Origin of the sequence: Terriglobus sp. ADX1, from assembly GCF_036877645.1 — a bacterium.
GTDB lineage: Bacteria > Acidobacteriota > Terriglobia > Terriglobales > Acidobacteriaceae > Terriglobus.
The window spans coordinates 107,169-128,088 of record NZ_JAEDXV010000011.1; the positions used below are offsets into that span (position 1 = coordinate 107,169).

Below are 20,920 nucleotides of genomic sequence, written 5' to 3' on the forward strand. Positions count from 1 at the left end.
ACTCACTTCTCCTTCAGGCGAGGCATCAGTGCCACAAGATTTCCAGGGCGGGTTCGGCGATCAAACTGGTGGACAAGTATCTCATCCCATGCCTGAAGCACGGCGTTAGTTGAGCCGGGAAGAGCGAAGATCAACTTACCACCACTTACTCCACCCAGTGCGCGCGATAGCATCGCTGCGGTGCCGATCTTCTGGTAAGAAAGCATGCGGAATAACTCGCCGAAGCCGGGTAATTCTTTGTCGAAGACCGGTCGCAGAGCTTCTGGAGTGACATCGCGGCCAGTGATGCCTGTGCCGCCGACGGTAAGGATTGCGTCGATCGCCGCATCCGCGATCCATGCGCGCAAACATGCTTGAATACTGGCGATTTCATCCTGAACGACATCGCGCGCTGCCAACAGATGGCCTGCATCCGTTAGCCGCTGGGCCAGCGCATCGCCGGAGCGGTCATCGGAGGCATTGCGCGTATCGCTAACGGTCAGAACAGCAATGCGTATCGGTTGAAAGATAGCTTCAGACATACATTCGTTTCTTCAGAAAGAACGAAGGGCATCCTTTTCCGGATGCCCTTCATGTATTTCGTTGCCTTACTTACATGTTGTAGTTCGGCTCGTGCTCGTCTTCCACGCCGTAGCGGCGCAGCAGGTTCGGCAGGTTCTGTGAGAAGGCCGCACGCGGCATCACCGAGTGGCAACCTGCTTCCACTGCCTTCGCCTTCAGGTCGCCCTGCAGGTGCGAAAGGAAGCCGATGATCGACGTGCCCTTCTTCAGCTTGGCTTTCAGCTTCGGGATCAGCGTCAGCGGCTTGGCGCTGGTGTTGTTCAGGTCAAACACAATCAGCGACGGATGGTCGTGCTCCGGCAGCTCTGCCAGATGCGCCACGATGTCCTTATCCGGCTTCATGAACGCGACCTTCACACCCTGCAGACGTGCCGTCTCCTGAATCTTCGCGGTGAAGAACAGGTCTTCAATGAAGAAGTAGATATGCGTTGGCGCATCTTCCGGAATGGCCACGGCGCGCTGATGGTGCATCAGTTCGGGCGGCAACCGGTCTTCGTTGAAGTGGTGGTTGCGGTGGTTGTTCTGCCGCGGACGATGGTTGCCGTGGATCTCAATGGTGCTGGCCGGAGTGTCGGCGAAGTTGCCGTTTACCTCGCGGTAGCTGTGGTCCATGGGGCCCACGAACGAACGCGGTCCACGCTGCTGCTGCTTGCGGTTGCGGCCACGGTTGCCCATGCCAGAGTTGCTGCCCTGCAGGCTGTTGCCCGGCTCAGGGCGGGGCTGGCCATCGCCGCGTCCACCATGCTTCTTCTTTTTCCAGCGCTTGCCCTGGCCCTGACCCTGCTGCTGGCCATTGTTCTGGCGGGGCTGCTGCTGTTGGTTGGCATTCTGAGCGGGAGCGGCTGCTTCGCCACCCTCTGCACCGGCTGCTGCCTGCGGTGCTGCACCTGCTTCACCGTTTGCGGCGGGACGGCTCTTGCGCTTGCGACGCCGACGGCGGCTCTTTCCTGCTGCTCCGCCGGGAGCGCCATTCGATGCGCCCTCCTCGCTGGCTGGTGAGGAAGATGTCGGAGCCACAACGGCAACATTGGGCTCGGGGAAGTTCAGTTGCTCTGCGTTCATGCTTCTTCTTTCTGTCTCAGGCCCTGTGTTTTATGCACACAGGACTCTTCTGGCGGTTCTTAGCCGCCTTCGTTACGGGTGCCGGGGTGGCCGGCAGACACGGGATGCGTTCAGAAGGGAATTGCGTCTCAAGCGTTAACTCGAAATCCTGCGGGAGAAGGGCAACATCTTTGCCTGTTTCGTCCCGGAATCCTTGTGCAGTTCATTGCCATGCATGCCGCTGCATTGCGACAGCGTTTGGTATTTCGGCTTGCATCTGAAGGTCGCCGGAGACAGCTGGCACACAAACGAAATTAAGGATGTGGTGCCGAGCGGTTCTCTGCGCCTTATCTTCTGCTCTCTGTCCTCGGCACACGAAATCCGGGGCCGGACGGAGAGAATTCACTTTCAGTGTCTAAATGATTTCGTTCCTGCCTGCGATCTTCAGCGAGCGGCTACCCGGGCATTTGCTTGGGCCATGCTCAGCCGGTTCATCAGGCAACACCACTCTACGCGTATCGGAGGAGGTATGCAAGTGGCAATTGCACAATTTTTTGTGCAATGAAACTTCCTCCAACGGAAAACGGCCACTCCGGGTGGCCGTTTTCGTCGATCTTAATGGCCATCACTGGCCTCCTAAAGGGTCTTGCTACCGGGCCGGGGCGCCATCTGCTCAGTCCGTACCGCTGTGGGTCTCGGATCTGGCGAGGTCTGCATCACCGGGCCGGGTGGTTTCTGGTGCATTGGGCTACCAGCATTGCCAGCAGCACCTATCCGCACGCTCTTCCCGCCGTTCCTTAGAGCAGGTTCCGTGCCAAACCGTGAATCTGCGGTTTTTACCGGAAATTCGCAAACGACTGGCTGTGAGGGCCTCTCTGATATTCCAAATTTGGAATTTTGCTGGATGGCGCTTTCCGGCAGATGGAATTATGAGGGGCTCTTTGCAGGATTGGATTGTGGAGGATAATAGAGGTGTGACCCGTATTACCCCCGCCGATCTCATTCCCGACCCGATGACACTGGACCTTCGCCTGGAGCCCGGTGCCGTGGACTATGCGCAGGATATTCGCCAGATTGGCCCGTTGGCAGTGAAGGGCAAAGCGGAGCGCCTCGAAGAATATCGTGGCCCCCGCGAGATTGTGGAAGATATCCGCCTGCGTGCGCATCTTGTTGGCGACTTCGAATTGCTATGCGGACGCTGCCTGGAACCACTTCAGCGGCACGTGGAGCAGGCCTTCGACCTGGTTTTCCGACCAGCTGGTGCGGATTCTGACGCTGGAGAGCGCAGTATCAGTGAAGCCGAGACAGAAATCGGGTATTATGAAACGAGCGGCCTTCTGCTGGAAGACGCGGTGCGCGAGCAGGTGCTGCTTTCCCTGCCCGATCGCTCGCTCTGCCGGGAGGATTGCAAGGGACTTTGCCCGCACTGCGGAGCGAACCTGAATGAGACAACCTGTAACTGCGGAGAGCAAATTGTGGATCCGCGGTGGGGTGCGCTTCAGGGCTTCGGTGATGGTAAGTCGTCCGGCAAGTGAAGTGCTGAACGCACTGCGAGGTTGCACCAGTTCGTAACGAACGCTTCCGAACACGCGAAAGAAACGGGCGTGAACGGAGGCGATTGTGCTGATTTTCGTATTGAAAGGTAAGACCGATGCCGAATCCAAAGCGTCGCCATTCCAAGCAGCGTACGGCCAAGCGCCGCTCGCACGACTTTCTGACCGCCCCGAACTCGGCAACCTGCCCGAGCTGCGGTGAGCGTAAGCTTCCCCACCACGCATGCCCCAAGTGCGGTGAGTACCGTGGCCGCGCCGTTGTGGCAGCGACCAAGGAAGCTTAAGTAGCTCTGCATTCGTATTCTTTCTGAATGCTGACTGACATCGTCCTAGACGCAATGGGCTCCGACAAGGGGCCTGAGCCGGAAATCCGCGGCGCCATCGCTGCGTGCCGGCACTTCCCGGTGCGCGTGCACTTGGTGGGCCCGGAAGATCGGATCACGCCGGCGCTGAAACAGCACCTGATGGGCGAACGTTTGCCCATTGAAGTGGTGCACGCCTCCGAGTGGATCAGCATGGACGACAAGGCCGCGCAGGCTGTCCGCCAAAAGCGGGACAGCAGCATGCGTGTTGGCCTAAAGCTGGTCCGTGAGGGCAAGGCTCGCGGCTTTGTGACTGCCGGTAACACCGGTGCCGCCATGGCTACGGCCAAGATGGTGCTGGGAACTCTGCAGGGTGTTGATCGTCCCGCACTGGCGACACTTCTGCCCACGCAGACAGGTTCGCCCTGCGTCATGCTTGATTCGGGCGCTAACGTCGACAGCGACCCCCACAACATCGTCCAGTTCGCTCTGATGGGACAGATCTATGCGCAGAACGTGCTTGGCATCCCCAAGCCGCGCATCGGCCTGTTGTCCATTGGCGAAGAGGACTCCAAGGGTAATGCGCTGACCCGCGAAACACTTCCGCTTCTGCGTGACCTGCAGGATCGCAATGTGCTTCATCACTTCCTGGGCAATGTGGAAGGCCGCGATCTGTTCAATGGCCGCTGCGATGTGGTGGCTTGCGACGGTTTCGTGGGCAATGTCGCGTTGAAAACCACGGAAGGCATCGCCAAACTGGTCTCGGAAAGCCTGAAGCAGACCCTGAAAGCGACCATCACCTCGCAGGTTGGCGCGCTGCTTTCTCGCAAGGCATTCAAGAACTTCAAACGCCGTCTCGATTACTCCGAGTACGGCGGTGCGCCGCTGCTGGGCGTGCGTGGCGCATGCATCATTGGGCATGGATCGTCGAATGAGACGGCCATTCTGAATGCGATCCGTGTGGCCAGCCAGTTCGCACAGGCAGACGTCAGCCGCCACATTGAAGCGGCATTGCAAGCAGCCAACGGCACTGCTTCCGTCGAAGCTTAATCAGCTTCCCAAGCAGCCGCTGTCATATAAGACCGTTCAGGTCTTATTTTCTACCGTTCGCTGAATTCTCGTCTCCGCGCTATCTAGGACTAGATTAGTCTTCGATTCGAAGCAGCGTTGAGGGGCGTTGCTCTTTCCAGACCTTTCGGAAGGAGTGCAAACAGCATGAGCCATAAAACCAAATTTAAGATTCAACGCGCCTTAGGTATCGAGCTACCCGGTCTCGGCAAGCCTGGCGCTCTGGAAAAACGGAACTATCCTCCCGGTCAACACGGGGCCAGCCGCAAGGGCAAGCCGTCGGAATTTGCCGTTCAGCTTCGCGAGAAGCAGAAGGTTATGTTCCACTACGGCCTGCGCGAGGAGCAGCTTCGTCGCTTCGTTCGCGAGGCTCGGCGGGGCAGTAATAGCGGCAACTGGATTGAGCAGTTGCTCAGTCTGTTGGAACGCCGACTGGACAACGTTGTGTTCCGTCTCGGCTTTGCGCGCAGCATCGCCTCTGCTCGTCAGCTTGTAGCGCATGGCCACGTTCTGCTCAACGGTCGCGCGGTCAACATTGGCAGCATCGTGGTTCGGGTGGGCGACTTCGTTCGTCTGACCGACTACGCCGCCGGAGACATGACAGAGAATGCGCGCACCAATCCTCGTTTGGATCTGCCCAGCTATCTCCAGTTCGCCACGCCAGACACCAATACGCACGGTCGCGTGCTCAGCATGCCGGGATCGCACCACGTTCCGTTTGAGCTGAACACGAAGCAGGTGGCCGAGTACTACGCGCAACGCGGCGTCTAAACCTTTCCCCTCAACTTTTCACAAACGCAGCAACAGGAGAACACCACCTATGTGCATTCCCGTACGCGACCATCTCCTTGCCGAACGCGAAGGCCTCGGCGGTGTTTCTCTCTGCGGTTGTGGCACGCTTCACCTCTCTGTAGGCGGAGTTACCCTTCGCCTCGCGCCGGAAGCATTCCACGCCATGCTCACCATGTGCCAGGATGCTGCACAGCAGCTCCTACTGGAAGGCGGCTTTCCACCGCTCCCAGCTTCCGACCGCGTCCTACACTAGCCGCAATCCCGCCGGGGCCCCTTGCTCACGTGAGTGGCCCCGTCCCGCCTTTTCTCATTTCTCCTCCTTCAGCACAGGTCTCTTAAGCCCTATCCCTTGCCATAAGGATGCCCGACTTGAGTTGGCGAACCTGCCAAACCTGACAGTTCCCTCAAACTGCGAATCGGGGGAAAGTAAGTCAGCAACTCTGGATATTGAAACGAGAGACAACAAGCAAATCTTGGTGTTGACGATAACGAGCGCGGCTCCTAATTTCTGGCGCGCCGGATTGCGTTGGCGATTTTCCTGGAGAATCTTCTTTCGCAATATGGCCGAACTGCCTGTCGATTCGCACTTAGAAATTTCGAAGAAATGGAGTCCTTCCTGTCTCCTGCCTCGCTTCGTAAGTGCTACCCGGAGTCCGCACATCGATTGATGCTTATCCAGAAAAGTATGACGTGGCAAATATCAAATTGAGGAGATGTGCAATGAAGAAACCCTTACTTGTAGTGTTGGCATTCGGTTGTGTGACATTGTTCGCCGGCACTTCAGCGATTGCCCAAGACACCCAGGCACAGACATCTGCAAATCAAAGTGCTCAGAGCTCAACGGACAAGGATATTGATCTGCTGCGGAAAGATATTCGATCACAGAAGAAACAGCTCATCGCGGCGAACGTGCCACTGACTGATGCAGAGGCGCAAGCGTTTTGGCCAGTCTATGACCGATACACTGCTGATCTTGTGAATGTGAACAATGACAAATACCAACTGATCGAGGAATACGCACAGGGTTACGACACAATCACCGACGCGCAGGCTGATGACTGGAGTATGCGTCTCTTGAAACTGGATTCGGCAGTAACATCGCTGCGACTCCAGTATCAGCCAGCATTCCGTAAAGTTCTTCCGGCCAAGAAAGCCGCGCTATACGAGCAGATAGAGCGGAAAGCACAACTGCTCATTGATGTGCAGGTCGCTGCAGCGATTCCGATTGCACAACCGTAGTTTGGTAACTGGCAGGATAAACCTTATGCAAGTTAGCAGCATTCACCTTTGGAGAATGCTGCTTTTCATCTGCTGCTGGTTTTCTTAAGGGCTGTTCCCTCGCGTGACTTCGCTCTGTGCTACTTTTTGCAATCCATCTGCTCTGTTTACGGAACCAGTTCGAAGTGGCGAAGCTGCATCTTTGCGCCAGCAAGATTGCGTTGCGCTGCAAGATGAAACTTCACCACGACTTCATTGAAGGCCATGTCGTTCGCGTTCTTCATGGAGAAGCGCAGATCCTCGCGCACGGCAGGGCGATAGATCGAAATGTGGCTTTGCAGGCTGGACATGACAGGCGCGCTTCCCAGTGAGCGTTCTACAGTGTGCCCGTTTGCAAGCCGGTTGCGCAGAATCAATTCGACATCCACACGTCCCAGGCGGGTATCCGCATTCGTTAGTGCTACGTGCATTGCGGAGCAGCAGGCTGCGTCTACGCGATTCGCCAATGGCTGCACTGCTTCCATCGTCAACGGCGATTGATCTGCGGAATGTACGTTGGCTTTCAGTGGATCGCCTCGCTGAGTGCGGACGCCGGTAGCGCCGGGAAGAGGATGCACTTCAAAGTAGCGATATGCGCCATCAAACGCGATTACAAGAGGGTGCGTGGGGCGCATGGTTTGTGACATGGCCGCGATGGACTTTGGTGTGATGTCGATCAGCTTCTGCTTTGGCATGGGCGGCGCCAGCAGCACAATACCGCGATAACCGCGGAAGATACTTTGTATGTGCGGTGGCTGTAGAGTTTGCCTCACTCCTGCCAGTACTACAGAACTGACTTTGGAAGAGCCGAGCCCCAGTCGCAGAAACGGCGTCAGTGCAAGGCACGTCAGCAGGAAGCAGGGAAGGACAGCAGCGCGGCGACCGTGTGTGCCAATCTTGCCGGTCACACGCGCATCTACGGGGGCAAGCGTGGTGAAGCACCACACTGTTGCGGCCGTCAGCACAATCATCAACGAGATTGCGGTTGTATCGCGTCCGCCTGCGACTGCCATAATCGTTCCCAGGATCAAAGCGGCCAATAACATGGCTTCGCGCGCAGGTGGTGTGCGCCGAAGCTTATGGAGTGAATCGAACAGTTCGTGCATGAAGAGGAACGGCGCGTCGTCCTGTTCTGCGGCAGTTACGGCCAGATGCTGGCGGCGAAAGAAATGTGTCAGAATTGCGGCGATCGGCAGCGGTGCCAGCATCAACCACACGGCATGTTCGTTCCACACCAGCGTTAGCAGCGGAAGCCAGATGGCCGCGCTCCACGCGTATGCGCGCAGTGACGCTGTTGGGCCGCCAAGTTCTTCACGAAAGACGCGGCAGATGCCCCAGATCATGGCCAAAGCGCAACCCGCCGCCAACGCCATCAGCCATGCCGATCGCGAGAACAGCCGTGGCCACGTGAGCGAATGCGCCGCAGGCACTGACACAAAAGCCACCACCAGCCACGCGGAAAGAAATCCCACCACCATCGGCAGTACCCAACTCCGCCAGTGTTGTTGTGTCTCTGCGTTGTTCATGCTCCGCATTCTGCCTGAACGTATGAACCACTTGCAGCAAAATTGTGCCTGAAAGAAAAAATATCGAGCGCACAGCGCGCTTCCCCGTCTGTACCGTTAGAGCATCCTTTGCGAAGGAGCTTGCGCGGCAATGATGTTCGCCTCTCAAGGAAAGGGAATGTTTCATGCCTTTCCATGTGGAACGAATCGCAAAGGATGCTTAGAGAACCATGATGATCTCCGCGGAAGGGTGCCGTTTGACCTTGGCAGTAACGGACAGTTCACAGCAGACCACGCATGCCGCTGCGGCAGATGTGGTTGCTGCTCTGGTGCCGCAATACGGCACGCTGCTGTTTCGTGTGGCTCATGCTGCGCTTCGTAATCGTGCTGAAGCAGAAGACGTAGTGCAGGAAACGTTTGTGCGTGTGTTGCAGCATCATCAAACGCTGCAGGAAGTGCGTGACATGCGTGTGTGGCTGGTACGCATCGCATGGAATCTGGCGTTGGATCGGCGGCGCCGCATTCGCCCATCGCAGATGGACGATGCCTTTGCCGAAGCGCTTGCATCTGCCACGGTACCCGCAGATAAAGCGCTCGCGCAATCCGCACATTTGCGAAACGTACTGGACGAGATGGAGCGCCTGCCCAGTGCAGAACGTCACGCGTTGCTTCTCAATGCAGTTGACGAAATGAACACCGTGGAAATAGCAGAGGTGCTTAATAGATCCGAATCGGCCGTGCGCGCTTTGCTCTTTCGCGCACGCACACGCCTCCGCGAACGTGTCGAACGCCGGTGGCAGACAAGGAGAAACGCATGATGCACGAAGACCAACACGACCAGGCAATCGAAGATATCCTGCATGCGCTTCGCACCACCGAACCACCGCAAGGCTACGAAGCCCGCATCCACAACGCACTGCTACAAGCACAACAAGAGTCGCACCATGTTCACTTCAACACACTGACAAGCCACACCTCACACCGAAACGCAGCGAAGGCAAAGGAGCTACTTGCATATCTCTTGCCATACATGTCATGGGCAACGGCCTGCGCAGTCGCGCTTATCGTTGGCACTGCGGTGCGGTCACATCTGCAATCGACTTCCACACAGCAGAGCAGCTCTGTTCAGGTGACGCAACGCAATGGGATATCAACGCTGCCTCACGCTGTCCCTAAGGCAAAGACAGAGGTGGCTGCACCCACGAAGCACGCGCCACCGCCACACGCAAAGAAGGCACAAAATCGCGAAGAGAGTACGCAGCCTCAGCGTATTGAAGTCGCAATTCAGACGCACGAATACATCCCGGAACCGTCGCTCCCGCTCACGAATCAAGAGCGTCTCGTGATCCGCATGATGCGTCATAACACTGCGCAGCAGCTCTCCGAATACACGCCTGACGCGCGTGCACGTCAGCTGCATGAAGACGCACAGGCTTATCACGATTACTTTGCGGCGACTTCTCTCGATGGCCAACCTATCTACGTGCAGCCTATCGAACACCCACAAATCTCCGGAGCAAACTAAATGAAACTGGCCGCCCTCGCACTGATCATCACAATGCCTATGGCTCTCGTGCAGTCCCATGCACAGTCCAACGCGCCACAGGCTTATCCCATTCACAATTACCAACTCCACTACGCCACGTCGCAAGCAGAGCAGAATGAGATTCTCACTGCCATCCGCAACGTCGGTGCGCCAAGCGTAAAGATTTTTCTCGTTCCCAGTCAGAGTCAGATTGTGGTCAGCGGCACACCAGAGCAGAACGAACAGATCGTCGAACTGCTCCACATGCTCGACGTACCTGCTCCGCTCTATCGCCTCACCTACATCTTCACGGAAACCGATGGTGGTAAGCGCATTGGCGCACAACAATACAGCATGGTGCTCGCGCCCTCGCAGCGCATGCAGCTAAAAGAAGGCGACAAAGTCCCTGTGATGACCGGTTCCTTAGACAAAGACACCGGCGGCGTCAGCAAGCAGACCACATATCTCGACGTAGGGTTTAGCTTCGACGCCACTGTCACCCCGTATGGGACAGACGGTGTGCGCCTGCAAAGCAAGATGGAACGTTCTGCCGTCGCACAGGAAAGGACAAGTGTTCTTGCAGAAGATCCCCTCATCCGTCAAAGCAGCATCACGGGCGTCGTAAACCTCACGCTTGGCAAGCCACAACACCTCGGCAACATTGACGTTATCGGCAGCACGCGCCAGCTTCAGGTGGATGCACTTGTTGAAGTTGTGAAGTAGCCATTGCCTCAAGCCATCGGATATCCCGCTGCACCAGCAGCAGCGGGATATCCGAAGACTGTGATCACAATTCACCTACACGCAAGGTCGGCATTTCGGTTTCGCTCAGAGACTTAACTTTTCCGAACCAGTCCATGTTTCGCGTGAAGTACATCGCTGCGGCTACGGTAAGGAAACTTCCAATTGCACCGACCATCAGTGCGTTGTCTTCCAGTCGCAGCAGCAGATAGATCATGGAATACAAGGTGCCGAAGACACCCAACGCACGCAATGCTTGTCTACGTGATTCGAAGATCCATCCCGCATTCGCAGCAAGCAGCAATACGGTTGCTCCGCCACCCAATGCAAAGCCGCCGCTGAAACCGATGTGTTCCGCGAAAGAAAGCAACAGTAGATAAAAGATCAGCTGTGCCACGCCGACCAGCACATACTGCGCCACATGCACACGCCTTCCCGTTGTTGCTTCAAACACGAAGTAGGAAAGAAAGATGACGCCGAGAAATAGCGGGGCATATTTCAATGCACGTGTCACGGATTGATAGGGATCGGCTACTTCTACTAACGCAACTCCCATCGCAGTGCCGTCGAGTCCGCTGATATTCCCCGCAATGCCTTCTGCAGCAACACCGCGTGCAATGAATGGGATGTTCCATGTGGCGCGGAAGCCCTGCGGTGTCACTTCGCGCGATACGGGGGCAAACGCGCCATCAAATCCTGGGTCTGGCCAATCGCCCACTTGCGTTACGCGTGTTGATCGCCCATACGCCAGCAAAGCAATATGTTGTGCGCCAGATAATTTCATCTTCACCGTCACTGGCGTAACAGCACCATGCTCCATCGCAGCACTAATGCTTGTGCCGAACAGTGCTACTGATTTTGCATTCTGTTCTGACGAAAGCGACATGCGCGGCCAGATGCGTGAAGGCTGCAGCATATGTGTCGTGCCATCAAACTCCGCCACTGCATCTGACTGCGCGCCACGCGCATCGCTCATGCCTACGACAATCTCTGCGTCTTTCCATGCAATCTGCACATTCTGAGGCAGGTTTGCACCTACATGACTCGTATCAAAAGTGGCGTGCATCTCTGCGTCGGCCTGAAACACGGGTACACGAAACAGCGACCGCTTTCTCTCTTGCGTTAGCGTCTTCACCGTTGCATTGGCGTCGGTTGCAGAGAGGAAATAGACCTCATGTTGTTCTGCAGTCTTTTCGCTCGCCGGGATGGAATACGGAATTAAGAGCGTTGGACCCAGCAATGTCTGCGCACCGCCCACACTGCTACTAATTTCCTTAACGACGTCACCTTTGCGGTCTGTACGTTCTTCCACCAGACCATTGATCCATATGGCAAACAGACTGAGGGTCAGCGTGAGGACGGTCAGCACAAAGAGTTTCATGCCCATTGAAACGCTGGTGAAGAAGCGCCCTGTTACGGCGCTTATGGGGGAAAGAGGGGGTGCGGATGCCATATGAACTTCCTCCTGTAAAGAGCTTTGCATTGTAAAGTTAATGAACAAAAAAATTATGCTTCTGCAGGACGCATGCGTCCGCGCGAACTTGCCTTGGAGCCTTCAGCTACCTTCGCTGCGTCACGAACTACCTGTTCCAGCGTTTCCAGGTATTCCAGATAACGCTTCTTTCCGTGTGCAGTAATGCGGCACAGTGTTTGCGGGCGATTCTTCTCGTGTCCTTTTTCGATCGACACCATGCCATCCTGTTCCAGGATGCTTAAGTGCCGACTGAGATTACCGTCTGTTAAAGAGCACATAGCCTTCAACTCAACGAAAGTTAATCCTTTGGGGTGTGTCAGCAGCGATGTCAACACGCTCAGCCGCGCGCGCTCATGAATCAGCCGATCAAGTCCCTCATATGCAAATCGTCCTTCCTGTTCAGGCATCGGCATCCTCCTGGGCAGCGCCATCAAAGCGAAGCACTGCTGCAATCATCATCTGTCCCAACGCGAAGGGAACACCCATCACCCACGGCGACAGCGCACGTGCGTCGCCTATCGCTATCGCGGCAATGCCTGTTCCCAGGTAGAGGCATGCAGGTGCGAACATCGTCTTCGGCAGCGAGCGGCAGGATGCAAACACTCCCAGGCTGAAGATCACCTGCCACAATCCCGGCAACATCCACACCACATGCGGCACAGCAAACACCAGCACCAGTGTCAGTAGTAAACCCGCGCCTAGCGAAGGGACAAACTGTTGCGCTGCCATGCGAATCATCTCGTCCGATAAACCTGAGTGCATTCTTCGGCTACGCGTGTATACCGTTACCGCAGATAGCAACAGCGATAACGTCGCAGCGGCAAACCACACTGTTAGATAACGCACCGGCATGTGTGCTGGATCTGGTGCAAGGTATGGCTGCATCAGAGCAGCAAATGCGGCAAACAGTGCAGTGCACGCTACCGCAACTGGCCCATAGCCGCGAAACTCGGTGCGATCCGCCACCTGCTTTCGTATCGCGTGAATATCACCCAGTGCTCGCCGCAGATCTGTCATGGCTGCCCTCTACTTTGCAATGTAAAGTAAATCTACGAGATTCCGCAAGCAAAAAAGAAACGGTCTCCGCCGAAGCGGAGACCGTTGTTGCAGCGTAATGAGTTATACCGTGGGATTGTTCAGGATTGCGGTGAGTGCTTCGATGCGCTTGGCATCCGCACCTGTGCCACCGGAGATATCGGCTGCTTCAGCCTTCAGCTTTGCCACATCCTTGTCGGCCAACTTCGACTTCTCAGCGGAGTTGATCGCCTTACGCAGCGATGCGATCTTTGCCGAGGGAAGCGCCTGAGAGCGCTCCAGTTGGTCGAGATATGCTTTCGCAACAATCAGCTTTGAAGGCCATTCCATGCGCTGTTGATCCTGCACGTTTAGTTCGTTCACATGCACGGTCTTTGCCGCATCGATTTCGTTCTGCGTCAGGAACTTCGATGGCAGAAGTTCAAAAACATCCAGGCCGCGCGAAATTTCGCTGCCGTAGATATTGCCGTTGTACCAGTACGCAGACCAGTCGCCGCCGAGTACCAGCATTTTGGGATCAATGGGGCCACGATCGAAGTACGCAATCTCAAACGGCTTCTTGGGATCGGTGAAATCCATGATGCTGATGCCGCCCTGATACCACGCCTGCACTTCGATATCGCGTCCCGGAACAGGGACGAGTGAACCATTGTGAGCTACGCAGTTTTCCGTATCGCCTTGTGCAGCAGGCAGTTTGTAATAGTTTTCAAAACTAAGCTTGTCATCTTTGATAGCAAAGATGGCATCCGCACCCCACTTCAGCGGATCGTTTGGACGGCAACGCGCACCCAGGCCACCGCCCCATTCATCTGTGAACACGACCTTCGTCCCATCGTTGGAGAACGAAGCCGAGTGCCAGTACGCATAGTTCGGATCGTTCACTGCATCTACACGCTTGGGATTGACGGGATCTTTGATATCCAGCAGCAAACCGTTGCCAGAGCATGCGCCCGCAGCTAAACCAATCTGCGGATACACCGTGATGTCATGGCACTGGTTCGTGTCTGCCTTCTTCGTCGGGTCCTTATCTTCGTGGCTGCCGCCGTTATTCAGACCATTAAATGCGCCGGTGCGTGGATCCATGAACACGCGTGGATGGCTCACAATGGCTGCATCCTGCGGATGATTCACAGGCACCTTAATCACATCGATGCGGAACAGTGCCGTGTTTTCATCCTTGTCTGGTGTGCCTCCGCTGCAACCTGCAAGTTCTTCACTCTGACGAACGAACGATGTGCCAGAGACATAAACATACACATTGTCTTTGTCATTTGGATCGACCAGCAGCGTGTGTGTGTGCGATCCGCGGCAGGTCTGCACAGCAGCCACCTGCTTCGGGTTCTTGATGTCGGAGATATCGAATACACGCACACCGCGGAAGCGATCTTTCGATGCAGCAGGCATCGAGTTCTCACGCGTGGGCTTCGTGCCTTCTGGCAGCGGCGGATTCAGCGGGAATCCCTGCGTGCCGCAATCCACGCGGCCATTTGGCATCTCTACACTCATGAACATCAAGTGGCCATAAACAGAAACGTCACCTTGTCCACCGGGGCAAACCATCGTTGTTACGAGTGACGTCTTTGCCGGATTGCTGATGTCATAAATGCTTACGCCATAGAAGTTACCCTGGAAGAGATACTTCCCCTGGAATGCAAAATCGCTATTGGCAAATCCAAGATCAGCCAGCACGAGCTTTAGTGGCGCAGGAATCTTCGACGGATCGCCTGCAATGACCTGCTTCAACGTCTCCGTGGTCTTCGCAGAGTTGGGATCACGTGTGCCAAGCTGAAATGCATCCGGCTTCTTCAGGGATGTGAGGCGCTTCATGCCCATAGCGACTTCGCCGGCGTCATACAGGCCAGGCTTGAGTTTGAAGCGCGGATCATTCACATTTGCGCCCGTCATGCCCGGAGGCAGCGGCGGTGCAGGCTGCGCCGCAAACTCGTCGAGTTCATCCTTTGGCTGCGCCTTCGAAGTGGACTGCGCAGCCTTTGCATCCTGCGCAAACGAGTGCATGGGGGAAAGGCCAAACATGGCTACGGCAAGAGCCGCGCATGCCCAGCGTGATATGCGTGCGTTCATTTGGTCTCCTTCAACATGTCCTGCATAATGCGAATCTCCGCCCGCTGCGTGTTGTCCGCATCGGTGGCGAAGTTAAACAAGTCCGCGTCCTGTCCTGCTCCGGGAGCGGCAAACAGGTCTTTCACCATAACGAGTGCACCGTTGTGGTGCTGAATCATTCCGGTCAGGAATAAATGATCAAACGCGGCTCCGTGCGCCTGCTTCAGCGCATCCATCTGTTGCGGGGTCAGCATACCCGGCATGGACTTCATTGGCTGGCCGTTCATGTCCATCTCTGGCATACCCGGCATTGCCATGCTCGTTGGCTGTCCGCGTGCAATCAGCCACCGTTTCATGAAATTCATTTCATCCGTTTGCGACGAACGAATCTTTGCACCCAGCAGTCGAATCTGCGGATTGGTAGTGTGCGACGGAATCATCTCCGTCATCTCAACTGCTTGTCCGTGGTGCATGATCATGCCCTGCATAAAGTCGATGTCATCTTTCGACGGCGCAGGCAGTGTGCCATGTGTATCTGCGGGTAACTGCTTCGACGGTTGCCCCGGAGCGCCCGGCTGCACCACGGTGGGCTTCTGCTGCGCGGGGCACAACGCAGCACTGAGTAGCAAAACGAAAGTGGGGAAGATTTTCACGATTGCAATAAGGACAAACTAACACGCTTGCCAATGGAGTTAGTCAGTCCATACGGAGCGCAAATCCTCTTGGTTCCCGCCAGATTCTGCCGTAAAAACAAAGCGCACCGGCATCCTCCAGAGGGGAACCGACGCGCTTCGTCGTCCTGAGTTACGCCTGCGAGTAGTCCATGGCATCCAGATCTGCAATGAGTCCGGGGCCACTTGGCTTCCAGTTCAGCTTCTTCTGTGTCAGCGCGCTGGAAGACGGCATGTCATGCGGCGCAAAGTGGGCAAGCCAACCGAAGTGTTCCTGCGCCTGATCCAGCGGAATACTTACTGCCGAAATCTTCAGGCCGCGTGCGTGTGCCTCTGCGACCTCCTTCATCGACACGCCTTCTTCGTCCACGGCGTGATAGATTGCGCCGGGTTCTGCCTTCTCAAATGCCAGGCGGTAGAGCTCCGCCACAGAGGTGACATGTGCCGCGGGCCAGCGGTTTTGTCCTTCGCCAACGTATGCGGAAACTCCCTTCTGCCGTGCCACTGCCAGCAGGTACGGCACCAGCCCCTGCTTGCGCGTGTCATGCACCTGGGGCAGACGCACTACAGATGTGTTCACGCCGCGTTCCGTTACCGCTCGCACTGCGGCCTCGGAAGCGCCACGTGGATTCCACGAGGCCAGCGGACTTTCTTCCGTGGAGGGCTTGCCGTCGACGTTCGCGGCAATCGCTGTTCCGGACGTGACGACAAACGGGCGATTCGATCCTGCAAGCACTTCGCCGATGGCCTCAATCACGTGGCGGTCATCTTCGCAGTTCTGCTGAAACCGCGAGAAGTCATGGTTAAAGGCAAGGTGGATCACGCCGTCAGAATCGGCCGCTCCTTTACGCAGGCTGTCCAGGTCCTCAATATTGCCGTGAAGCGGCTGGGCTCCAGCTGCCCGCAACGCTTCCGCACCAGCTTCCGAACGTGTCAGCCCAACGACCTGATGGCCTGCCTGAATCAGCTCCGGTACAAGCGCGGAACCGATAAACCCTGTTGCTCCCGTTACAAAAGTGCGCATGGTGAATCTCCTTATTTCGAACGATGCGAAGGCGTCTTCGTCAGCCGTCGATCAGTAGATGGGAACGCCATATAGGACGATCTATACTGATAGTCCGCATGAATGGCTCAATCGTCCTGACGGAAGTTTCTGATCTGCAACCTGCCACTGCCGCGGTCTTTGGCCAAAGCCAGGTGGTGGATCCGCTTTCGGAAGTGCTTGCCTTGCTTAAGCCGCGGAGCCTTGCCTGTGGTGGCTTTGCCATTCCAGAAGATCTGGCCATCTCCTTCCCGAAACATCAGGGCATTAAGTGTTACGCCGTTCTCGCAGGCAAATTCTGGCTGGTTCTGGAGGGGCTTCCCGATCCCATCGAAATGAACGTCGGCGACTGTTTCATCCTGCCGCGCGGCCTTCCATTTCAACTCACAAGTGATCTCGCGCTAAAGCCTGTCCCGTACACCATGGCGCTGGAACGTCTGAAGAAAAGTGCGGAGATGCCGCACCTGGGCGATGGCGCACGCTACATGGCAGGTGGCTTCTTTGCCTTCACCGGTAGTCATGCTGAGATGCTTCTGCACGCTCTGCCTCCGGTCGTGCATATTCGCCGCGAACAGGACAAGGCGGCATTGCGATGGTCGCTGGAACGCCTGCGCGAGGAGTTGCGCAACCCGCAGCCCGGCGGTTCCTTAATTGCCGAACAATTGGCGTACACCATGCTGATCCAGGCATTGCGCCTGCATCTTGCCGATGCGACGAACGTCGCCCCCGGATGGCTTTCCGCATTGTCAGACAAGCACATGAGCGCGGCCATCGCCTGTATGCACAATGATCCGGGGTATCCCTGGACACTGCATTCGCTGGCGCAACGCGTCGGCATGTCGCGCTCTGTTTTTGCCCAGCGATTCCGTGAAACTGTAGGCGCAACTCCCATGGAGTATCTGACACGGTGGCGGATGCTGTTGGCGGCCGATCGCCTCAGAAACTCCAACGAAGGTCTCTCCGCCATAGCGCATTCACTGGGCTATGACTCTCCAAGTGCGTTCGGCAAGGCTTTCCGGCGCGTCATGGGTTGCTCTCCGAAGCGTTATGCAAGCCCATCCATCTCATGATCGCCCTCTTACGGGACATTCAAATTTTGTTGCGCCTCTAAACAGCAGACAGGCCACCCTTTGGCGTCATAACCATATACAGAAGTATTCTTTCCGGGGCAGTTGGCCGGAACGTGAGTACGGAGGAACGTCAGCGATGAAGAAGATTTTGCTTTGGACTATGACGGCAGCACTATGCGCGGGACAGGGTATTGTGGCACAGCAAAAGGCTGCGACCGCACCTGCACCGCAGCAGCAGATGGAATACAACCAGAAAACCTGGTCACCCGAAGACGCGCAGCGCATCGTGCAGCAGGTGCGACACGAACTGCTTAGCCTGACCAACTATGGTGTGTTCGATTCCCTCAGCTTTAGCATTCAGGGCAAAAGCATTGTGCTTCGCGGATACGCCTCGCGCCCCACGTTAAAGAGCGATGCCGAACGAGCCGTGAAAAAGATTCAAGGGGTGGCCAGTGTCGTCAACCAGATAAAGGTATTGCCCAATTCGCCCTTTGACGATCGGATTCGCGTGGGTGTGTACACACGCATTTATGGCAACGCGGCGCTGCGTAAGTACACCGGTAGCCCGGTGGGCTTTGGCATGTTTCCCTCCGTGGCGCGTGCCGCTGGCGGAATCACCCAGGATCCCCCGCAGGGGTATCATGCGATTCACATTATTGTGAACAATGGTCACGTAATCCTCACAGGTGTCGTCAATAACGAGTCGGATGCAAACATTGCCTTCATGCAGGCCAACTCAACACCCGGCGCCTTCTCCGTGGATAACGATCTTATGTGGCCTGGCGCAGCACCCAAGGAAAAATAACGTTACTACCTCAAAACCGAGAGCCCCTTTGTATTTTGCAAGGGGGCTTTTTGTTTTGATCTGAAGTTGTTCTTCAGTGGATGACACGGAAATAACTCTAGAAGACTTCTGGCAACGGTCGCGGCAGTGGCGTACTCTTATGGCTCTCATGGCCCTTCGCCCGATGAAGTCCCTGCGCCGATGCGTTCTCTGGATGGTCTGTCTGATTGGCGTCAGCGGTAGCCAGCCTGCGCGCGGCTACTCTGTTCTCACGCATGAACAACTTATCGACCTCACGTGGGATGCATCCATTGTCCCGCTCCTTCGCAGTCGCTATCCTTCGCTAACACCCGATCAGTTAGAGCAGGCACGCGCCTACGCCTATGGTGGATGCGTCATTCAGGACATTGGCTACTATCCCTTCGGTGACGCCTTCTTCAGCAACCTCACGCATTACGTACGTAGCGGCGACTTCGTCGTAAATCTCTTCCGCAATGCAGAGAACGCCAACGAACTCGCTTTTGCCGTCGGTGCTCTCTCGCATTACATCGGTGACAACGTAGGTCACGCCACTGCCACCAATCGCGCCGTTCCTGTGGAGTTTCACAAGCTTCAACAGAAGTACGGCAACACCGTGAACTACGCACAGGGCGAACATCAGCATGTTCGCGTGGAGTTTGGGTTCGACATTAATGAGGTGGCACACCGTCGCCTTGCACCGCAGCATTACCTGCGGCACGTAGGACTTGAAGTATCCACGCGGCAGTTGTCGCTGGCTTTTTACCAGACCTACGGCATCCGTGCAGACTTCACGGTGAAGCGCACACGTCGCATCAATGTGCATGGCTATCGCTTCTCCGTGCGCAGCTTCATCCCGCGCATTGCATATGCCGTGACATTGCTGCATCACAAGAAACTGCCGCAGGAAATTCCCAGCGACGACGTGCGCAAGCTCGATGCGGAGATTGCTACCGTCGCAACGCAGAATCACTGGGATGAATATCGGCAAAAGCCTGGGATCGGGACGTATACCCTGGCGGGGGTGCTATGGGTTCTGCCGAAGGTGGGGCCGATTAGTCTGGCGGCGGTGAAGGGGCCCACCCCTGATACGGAGGCGGAGTATATCCACTCTGTGCTGGTTTCCACGGATAGGCTCAACGCGGCATTGCGGCGGTTCACACCGCCGCCTGCAACGGTTATGCCTGCAGCCACTCCGCCGATCACAACCGGGAAGCTGGACGCAGAGCTTACGAGGGAGATTGCTCCGGTAGTCGCTAGTGCTACTTCGCCGGCGCCGGGGACGGAAACGTCGGCTTCAGGATCTCTGGCAAGCGGGACGTCGCTGGCGATTGAGCGGCGGGGGACTCGGACGCCGCCGGACCCCCGGCACCCGTTGGCTAACCGGGATCTGGATACGGGGGTGGTGGTGCGGCCGTCCGGGTACCCGCTTACGGACCAGACGTTCTGCAGGCTGGCGCATACGCTGGCGGCACAGCCGTCGCTGGCGATACCGCCCGGCATCAAGCGGGAGATATTGTCCTACTACGCGGACATGGACCTGCCGTTCGATACCCGGAAGCATCCGGACAAGTGGAAGCAGTTGCAGGCTGACCTGGCTACGCTGAGCACGATGACGACCAGCAGTGAGCCAACGCCTTACCCGACCTTCGGGGACGGGGATGACGATGAGGCTGCGGCAGAAGGCGGAAGCCTCTAAGTCCGTCGTGGCGGATTGCGGCTATTCGTGGTCTTCGGTGGAGACGCTAGGGATGTGCTCCGAGCCAGCGGCGGGCGGTGAAGTCCGTGGCAACGCTGGCTGCGAGGAGGGCGACCGAGAGGGTGATGGCGCCTGCGGCCCATAGCAGGGAGATGTGGCCACGCTGGAAGAAGAAGTCCAGGATGCCGAAGACGAGGACCAGCACCGCAGCCTCTGCGAAGAAGGAGGAGCAGCGGCGCGAGGCGATGGTTACCAACTCTGCGCGGGAAGACTGCGCGGAACGCGAGCTATCTTCCGCCGTTACGAGACGAGGACCTTTGTTCTGGAGGAATGTATTTGCTGCATGCTTGTGGAACATAAAAATACCCTTTGTTACTTATTCAAGTCTGACCCAGATAAGTTACAAAGTCGAGTTAATTTACGGCAAATACAACAAAATGCGCCATTTATGTATAAGTATGCGAGTTTGTGCATAGTTATACAGTTATCCGGTGGGTAGGTACCCCCCTCTGTTTTTGTAAAATCGTCTTTTTATTGGGTTTAACTTCGCGGGTGGCGCTAAAATCGTCTGCCCATTGGGGTTAGAGGCAAAATCGTCTTTCTAAAGGGGTTAACTTAGTTTCCCGTGTGGCGAAGTTATGACCTGTTCTTAGTTTAACGGCTGCATGGAAATAACATGCCAACTCTATTTGCTTTGGTTTGTTGGGGTTGAGTGGTTTGG

22 protein-coding genes are annotated in these 20,920 nt (G+C 56.3%); 12 read left to right on the forward strand and 10 right to left on the reverse strand.

All coding sequences use genetic code 11. From position 1 onward, the window contains the following. Positions 1-2 precede the first annotated feature (2 nt). Both moaB and JAO32_RS09410 read right to left on the reverse strand, forming a co-directional pair. A complete protein-coding gene (gene moaB, locus JAO32_RS09405) occupies positions 3-521 on the reverse strand; it encodes a molybdenum cofactor biosynthesis protein B (RefSeq protein WP_334239649.1) in 519 nt (172 codons plus the stop codon). Between the two features lie 70 nt (positions 522-591). Further along, a complete protein-coding gene (locus JAO32_RS09410) occupies positions 592-1,623 on the reverse strand; it encodes a response regulator (protein WP_334239650.1) in 1,032 nt (343 codons plus the stop codon). A 953-nt stretch (positions 1,624-2,576) separates the two neighbouring features. On the opposite strand from JAO32_RS09410, the gene JAO32_RS09415 reads away from it, so the two are divergent. The 6 genes from JAO32_RS09415 to JAO32_RS09440 all read left to right on the forward strand — a co-directional run bounded on the left by JAO32_RS09415 (position 2,577) and on the right by JAO32_RS09440 (position 6,556). Beyond that, positions 2,577-3,137, forward strand: coding sequence for a YceD family protein (locus JAO32_RS09415; protein WP_334239651.1), 561 nt, complete (start codon positions 2,577-2,579; stop codon positions 3,135-3,137). A gap of 116 nt (positions 3,138-3,253) precedes the next feature. Further along, positions 3,254-3,439, forward strand: coding sequence for a 50S ribosomal protein L32 (gene rpmF / locus JAO32_RS09420; protein WP_334239652.1), 186 nt, complete (start codon positions 3,254-3,256; stop codon positions 3,437-3,439). Positions 3,440-3,466: 27 nt separating this feature from the next. Then, positions 3,467-4,507, forward strand: coding sequence for a phosphate acyltransferase PlsX (gene plsX, locus JAO32_RS09425; protein ID WP_334239653.1), 1,041 nt, complete (start codon positions 3,467-3,469; stop codon positions 4,505-4,507). A gap of 165 nt (positions 4,508-4,672) precedes the next feature. After that, on the forward strand, positions 4,673-5,296 hold the full coding sequence (rpsD, locus tag JAO32_RS09430) for a 30S ribosomal protein S4 (RefSeq protein WP_334239654.1): 624 nt from the start codon (positions 4,673-4,675) through the stop codon (positions 5,294-5,296). 49 nt (positions 5,297-5,345) lie between these two features. After that, positions 5,346-5,570, forward strand: coding sequence for a hypothetical protein (locus tag JAO32_RS09435; protein ID WP_334239655.1), 225 nt, complete (start codon positions 5,346-5,348; stop codon positions 5,568-5,570). Between the two features lie 467 nt (positions 5,571-6,037). Then, complete coding sequence (locus JAO32_RS09440; RefSeq protein ID WP_334239656.1) at positions 6,038-6,556, forward strand: hypothetical protein; 519 nt, start codon at positions 6,038-6,040, stop codon at positions 6,554-6,556. 146 nt (positions 6,557-6,702) lie between these two features. Here the strand turns inward: JAO32_RS09440 and JAO32_RS09445 are convergent, their stop codons facing one another. Further along, a complete protein-coding gene (locus tag JAO32_RS09445) occupies positions 6,703-8,100 on the reverse strand; it encodes a hypothetical protein (protein WP_334239657.1) in 1,398 nt (465 codons plus the stop codon). A gap of 236 nt (positions 8,101-8,336) precedes the next feature. Here JAO32_RS09445 and JAO32_RS09450 point away from each other — a divergent pair, with 236 nt between their 5' ends. The 3 genes from JAO32_RS09450 to JAO32_RS09460 are packed head-to-tail and all read left to right on the forward strand — an operon-like array spanning position 8,337 to position 10,327. After that, a complete protein-coding gene (locus tag JAO32_RS09450; protein ID WP_334239658.1) occupies positions 8,337-8,897 on the forward strand; it encodes an RNA polymerase sigma factor in 561 nt (186 codons plus the stop codon). Continuing rightward, positions 8,894-9,604 (forward strand): hypothetical protein, encoded by a 711-nt coding sequence (locus tag JAO32_RS09455; RefSeq protein WP_334239659.1) that lies wholly within the window; start codon positions 8,894-8,896, stop codon positions 9,602-9,604. Before JAO32_RS09450 ends, JAO32_RS09455 begins: the two co-directional genes overlap by 4 nt. Then, a complete protein-coding gene (locus JAO32_RS09460; protein WP_334239660.1) occupies positions 9,605-10,327 on the forward strand; it encodes a secretin N-terminal domain-containing protein in 723 nt (240 codons plus the stop codon). A 64-nt stretch (positions 10,328-10,391) separates the two neighbouring features. Here the strand turns inward: JAO32_RS09460 and creD are convergent, their stop codons facing one another. The 6 genes from creD to JAO32_RS09490 form a co-directional block, all read right to left on the reverse strand. Further along, positions 10,392-11,798 (reverse strand): cell envelope integrity protein CreD, encoded by a 1,407-nt coding sequence (gene creD / locus JAO32_RS09465; protein ID WP_334239661.1) that lies wholly within the window; start codon positions 11,796-11,798, stop codon positions 10,392-10,394. Between the two features lie 53 nt (positions 11,799-11,851). Next, positions 11,852-12,226, reverse strand: coding sequence for a transcriptional regulator (locus JAO32_RS09470; RefSeq protein ID WP_334239662.1), 375 nt, complete (start codon positions 12,224-12,226; stop codon positions 11,852-11,854). Further along, positions 12,219-12,836 carry a hypothetical protein gene (locus tag JAO32_RS09475; protein ID WP_334239663.1) on the reverse strand — a complete coding sequence of 206 codons (618 nt, stop codon included), beginning with the start codon at positions 12,834-12,836 and terminating at the stop codon, positions 12,219-12,221. Before JAO32_RS09475 ends, JAO32_RS09470 begins: the two co-directional genes overlap by 8 nt. 102 nt (positions 12,837-12,938) lie before the next feature. Continuing rightward, positions 12,939-14,936, reverse strand: coding sequence for an LVIVD repeat-containing protein (locus JAO32_RS09480; RefSeq protein ID WP_334239664.1), 1,998 nt, complete (start codon positions 14,934-14,936; stop codon positions 12,939-12,941). Beyond that, positions 14,933-15,568 (reverse strand): DUF305 domain-containing protein, encoded by a 636-nt coding sequence (locus JAO32_RS09485; RefSeq protein WP_334239665.1) that lies wholly within the window; start codon positions 15,566-15,568, stop codon positions 14,933-14,935. Before JAO32_RS09485 ends, JAO32_RS09480 begins: the two co-directional genes overlap by 4 nt. Positions 15,569-15,719: 151 nt before the next feature. Continuing rightward, complete coding sequence (locus tag JAO32_RS09490) at positions 15,720-16,610, reverse strand: SDR family oxidoreductase (RefSeq protein WP_334239666.1); 891 nt, start codon at positions 16,608-16,610, stop codon at positions 15,720-15,722. A gap of 98 nt (positions 16,611-16,708) precedes the next feature. On the opposite strand from JAO32_RS09490, the gene JAO32_RS09495 reads away from it, so the two are divergent. The 3 genes from JAO32_RS09495 (at position 16,709) to JAO32_RS09505 (ending at position 20,199) form a co-directional block, all read left to right on the forward strand. Next, positions 16,709-17,698 (forward strand): AraC family transcriptional regulator, encoded by a 990-nt coding sequence (locus tag JAO32_RS09495; RefSeq protein WP_334239667.1) that lies wholly within the window; start codon positions 16,709-16,711, stop codon positions 17,696-17,698. Positions 17,699-17,834: 136 nt separating this feature from the next. Next, positions 17,835-18,503, forward strand: coding sequence for a BON domain-containing protein (locus tag JAO32_RS09500; protein WP_334239668.1), 669 nt, complete (start codon positions 17,835-17,837; stop codon positions 18,501-18,503). A 139-nt stretch (positions 18,504-18,642) separates the two neighbouring features. Further along, the gene (locus tag JAO32_RS09505; protein WP_334239669.1) at positions 18,643-20,199 is read left to right on the forward strand and encodes a zinc dependent phospholipase C family protein; all 1,557 of its coding nucleotides are present in this window, start codon (positions 18,643-18,645) and stop codon (positions 20,197-20,199) included. 46 nt (positions 20,200-20,245) lie between these two features. Here JAO32_RS09505 and JAO32_RS09510 read toward each other — a convergent pair whose 3' ends face one another. Then, entirely contained in the window at positions 20,246-20,557 is a 312-nt protein-coding gene (locus tag JAO32_RS09510; protein WP_334239670.1) for a hypothetical protein, read from the reverse strand. Positions 20,558-20,920: the final 363 nt, after the last annotated feature.

Excerpts from the sequence above, each read along its gene's own strand:
- moaB (WP_334239649.1), bottom strand. The coding sequence starts at position 521 with ATGTCTGAAGCTATCTTTCAACCGATACGCATTGCTGTTCTGACCGTT.
- JAO32_RS09410 (WP_334239650.1), bottom strand. The coding sequence starts at position 1,623 with ATGAACGCAGAGCAACTGAACTTCCCCGAGCCCAATGTTGCCGTTGTG.
- rpmF (WP_334239652.1), top strand. The coding sequence starts at position 3,254 with ATGCCGAATCCAAAGCGTCGCCATTCCAAGCAGCGTACGGCCAAGCGC.
- plsX (WP_334239653.1), top strand. The coding sequence starts at position 3,467 with ATGCTGACTGACATCGTCCTAGACGCAATGGGCTCCGACAAGGGGCCT.
- rpsD (WP_334239654.1), top strand. The coding sequence starts at position 4,673 with ATGAGCCATAAAACCAAATTTAAGATTCAACGCGCCTTAGGTATCGAG.
- JAO32_RS09435 (WP_334239655.1), top strand. The coding sequence starts at position 5,346 with ATGTGCATTCCCGTACGCGACCATCTCCTTGCCGAACGCGAAGGCCTC.
- JAO32_RS09440 (WP_334239656.1), top strand. The coding sequence starts at position 6,038 with ATGAAGAAACCCTTACTTGTAGTGTTGGCATTCGGTTGTGTGACATTG.
- JAO32_RS09445 (WP_334239657.1), bottom strand. The coding sequence starts at position 8,100 with ATGAACAACGCAGAGACACAACAACACTGGCGGAGTTGGGTACTGCCG.
- JAO32_RS09455 (WP_334239659.1), top strand. The coding sequence starts at position 8,894 with ATGATGCACGAAGACCAACACGACCAGGCAATCGAAGATATCCTGCAT.
- JAO32_RS09460 (WP_334239660.1), top strand. The coding sequence starts at position 9,605 with ATGAAACTGGCCGCCCTCGCACTGATCATCACAATGCCTATGGCTCTC.
- creD (WP_334239661.1), bottom strand. The coding sequence starts at position 11,798 with ATGGCATCCGCACCCCCTCTTTCCCCCATAAGCGCCGTAACAGGGCGC.
- JAO32_RS09470 (WP_334239662.1), bottom strand. The coding sequence starts at position 12,226 with ATGCCTGAACAGGAAGGACGATTTGCATATGAGGGACTTGATCGGCTG.
- JAO32_RS09475 (WP_334239663.1), bottom strand. The coding sequence starts at position 12,836 with ATGACAGATCTGCGGCGAGCACTGGGTGATATTCACGCGATACGAAAG.
- JAO32_RS09480 (WP_334239664.1), bottom strand. The coding sequence starts at position 14,936 with ATGAACGCACGCATATCACGCTGGGCATGCGCGGCTCTTGCCGTAGCC.
- JAO32_RS09490 (WP_334239666.1), bottom strand. The coding sequence starts at position 16,610 with ATGCGCACTTTTGTAACGGGAGCAACAGGGTTTATCGGTTCCGCGCTT.
- JAO32_RS09495 (WP_334239667.1), top strand. The coding sequence starts at position 16,709 with ATGAATGGCTCAATCGTCCTGACGGAAGTTTCTGATCTGCAACCTGCC.
- JAO32_RS09500 (WP_334239668.1), top strand. The coding sequence starts at position 17,835 with ATGAAGAAGATTTTGCTTTGGACTATGACGGCAGCACTATGCGCGGGA.
- JAO32_RS09505 (WP_334239669.1), top strand. The coding sequence starts at position 18,643 with ATGGCTCTCATGGCCCTTCGCCCGATGAAGTCCCTGCGCCGATGCGTT.
- JAO32_RS09510 (WP_334239670.1), bottom strand. The coding sequence starts at position 20,557 with ATGTTCCACAAGCATGCAGCAAATACATTCCTCCAGAACAAAGGTCCT.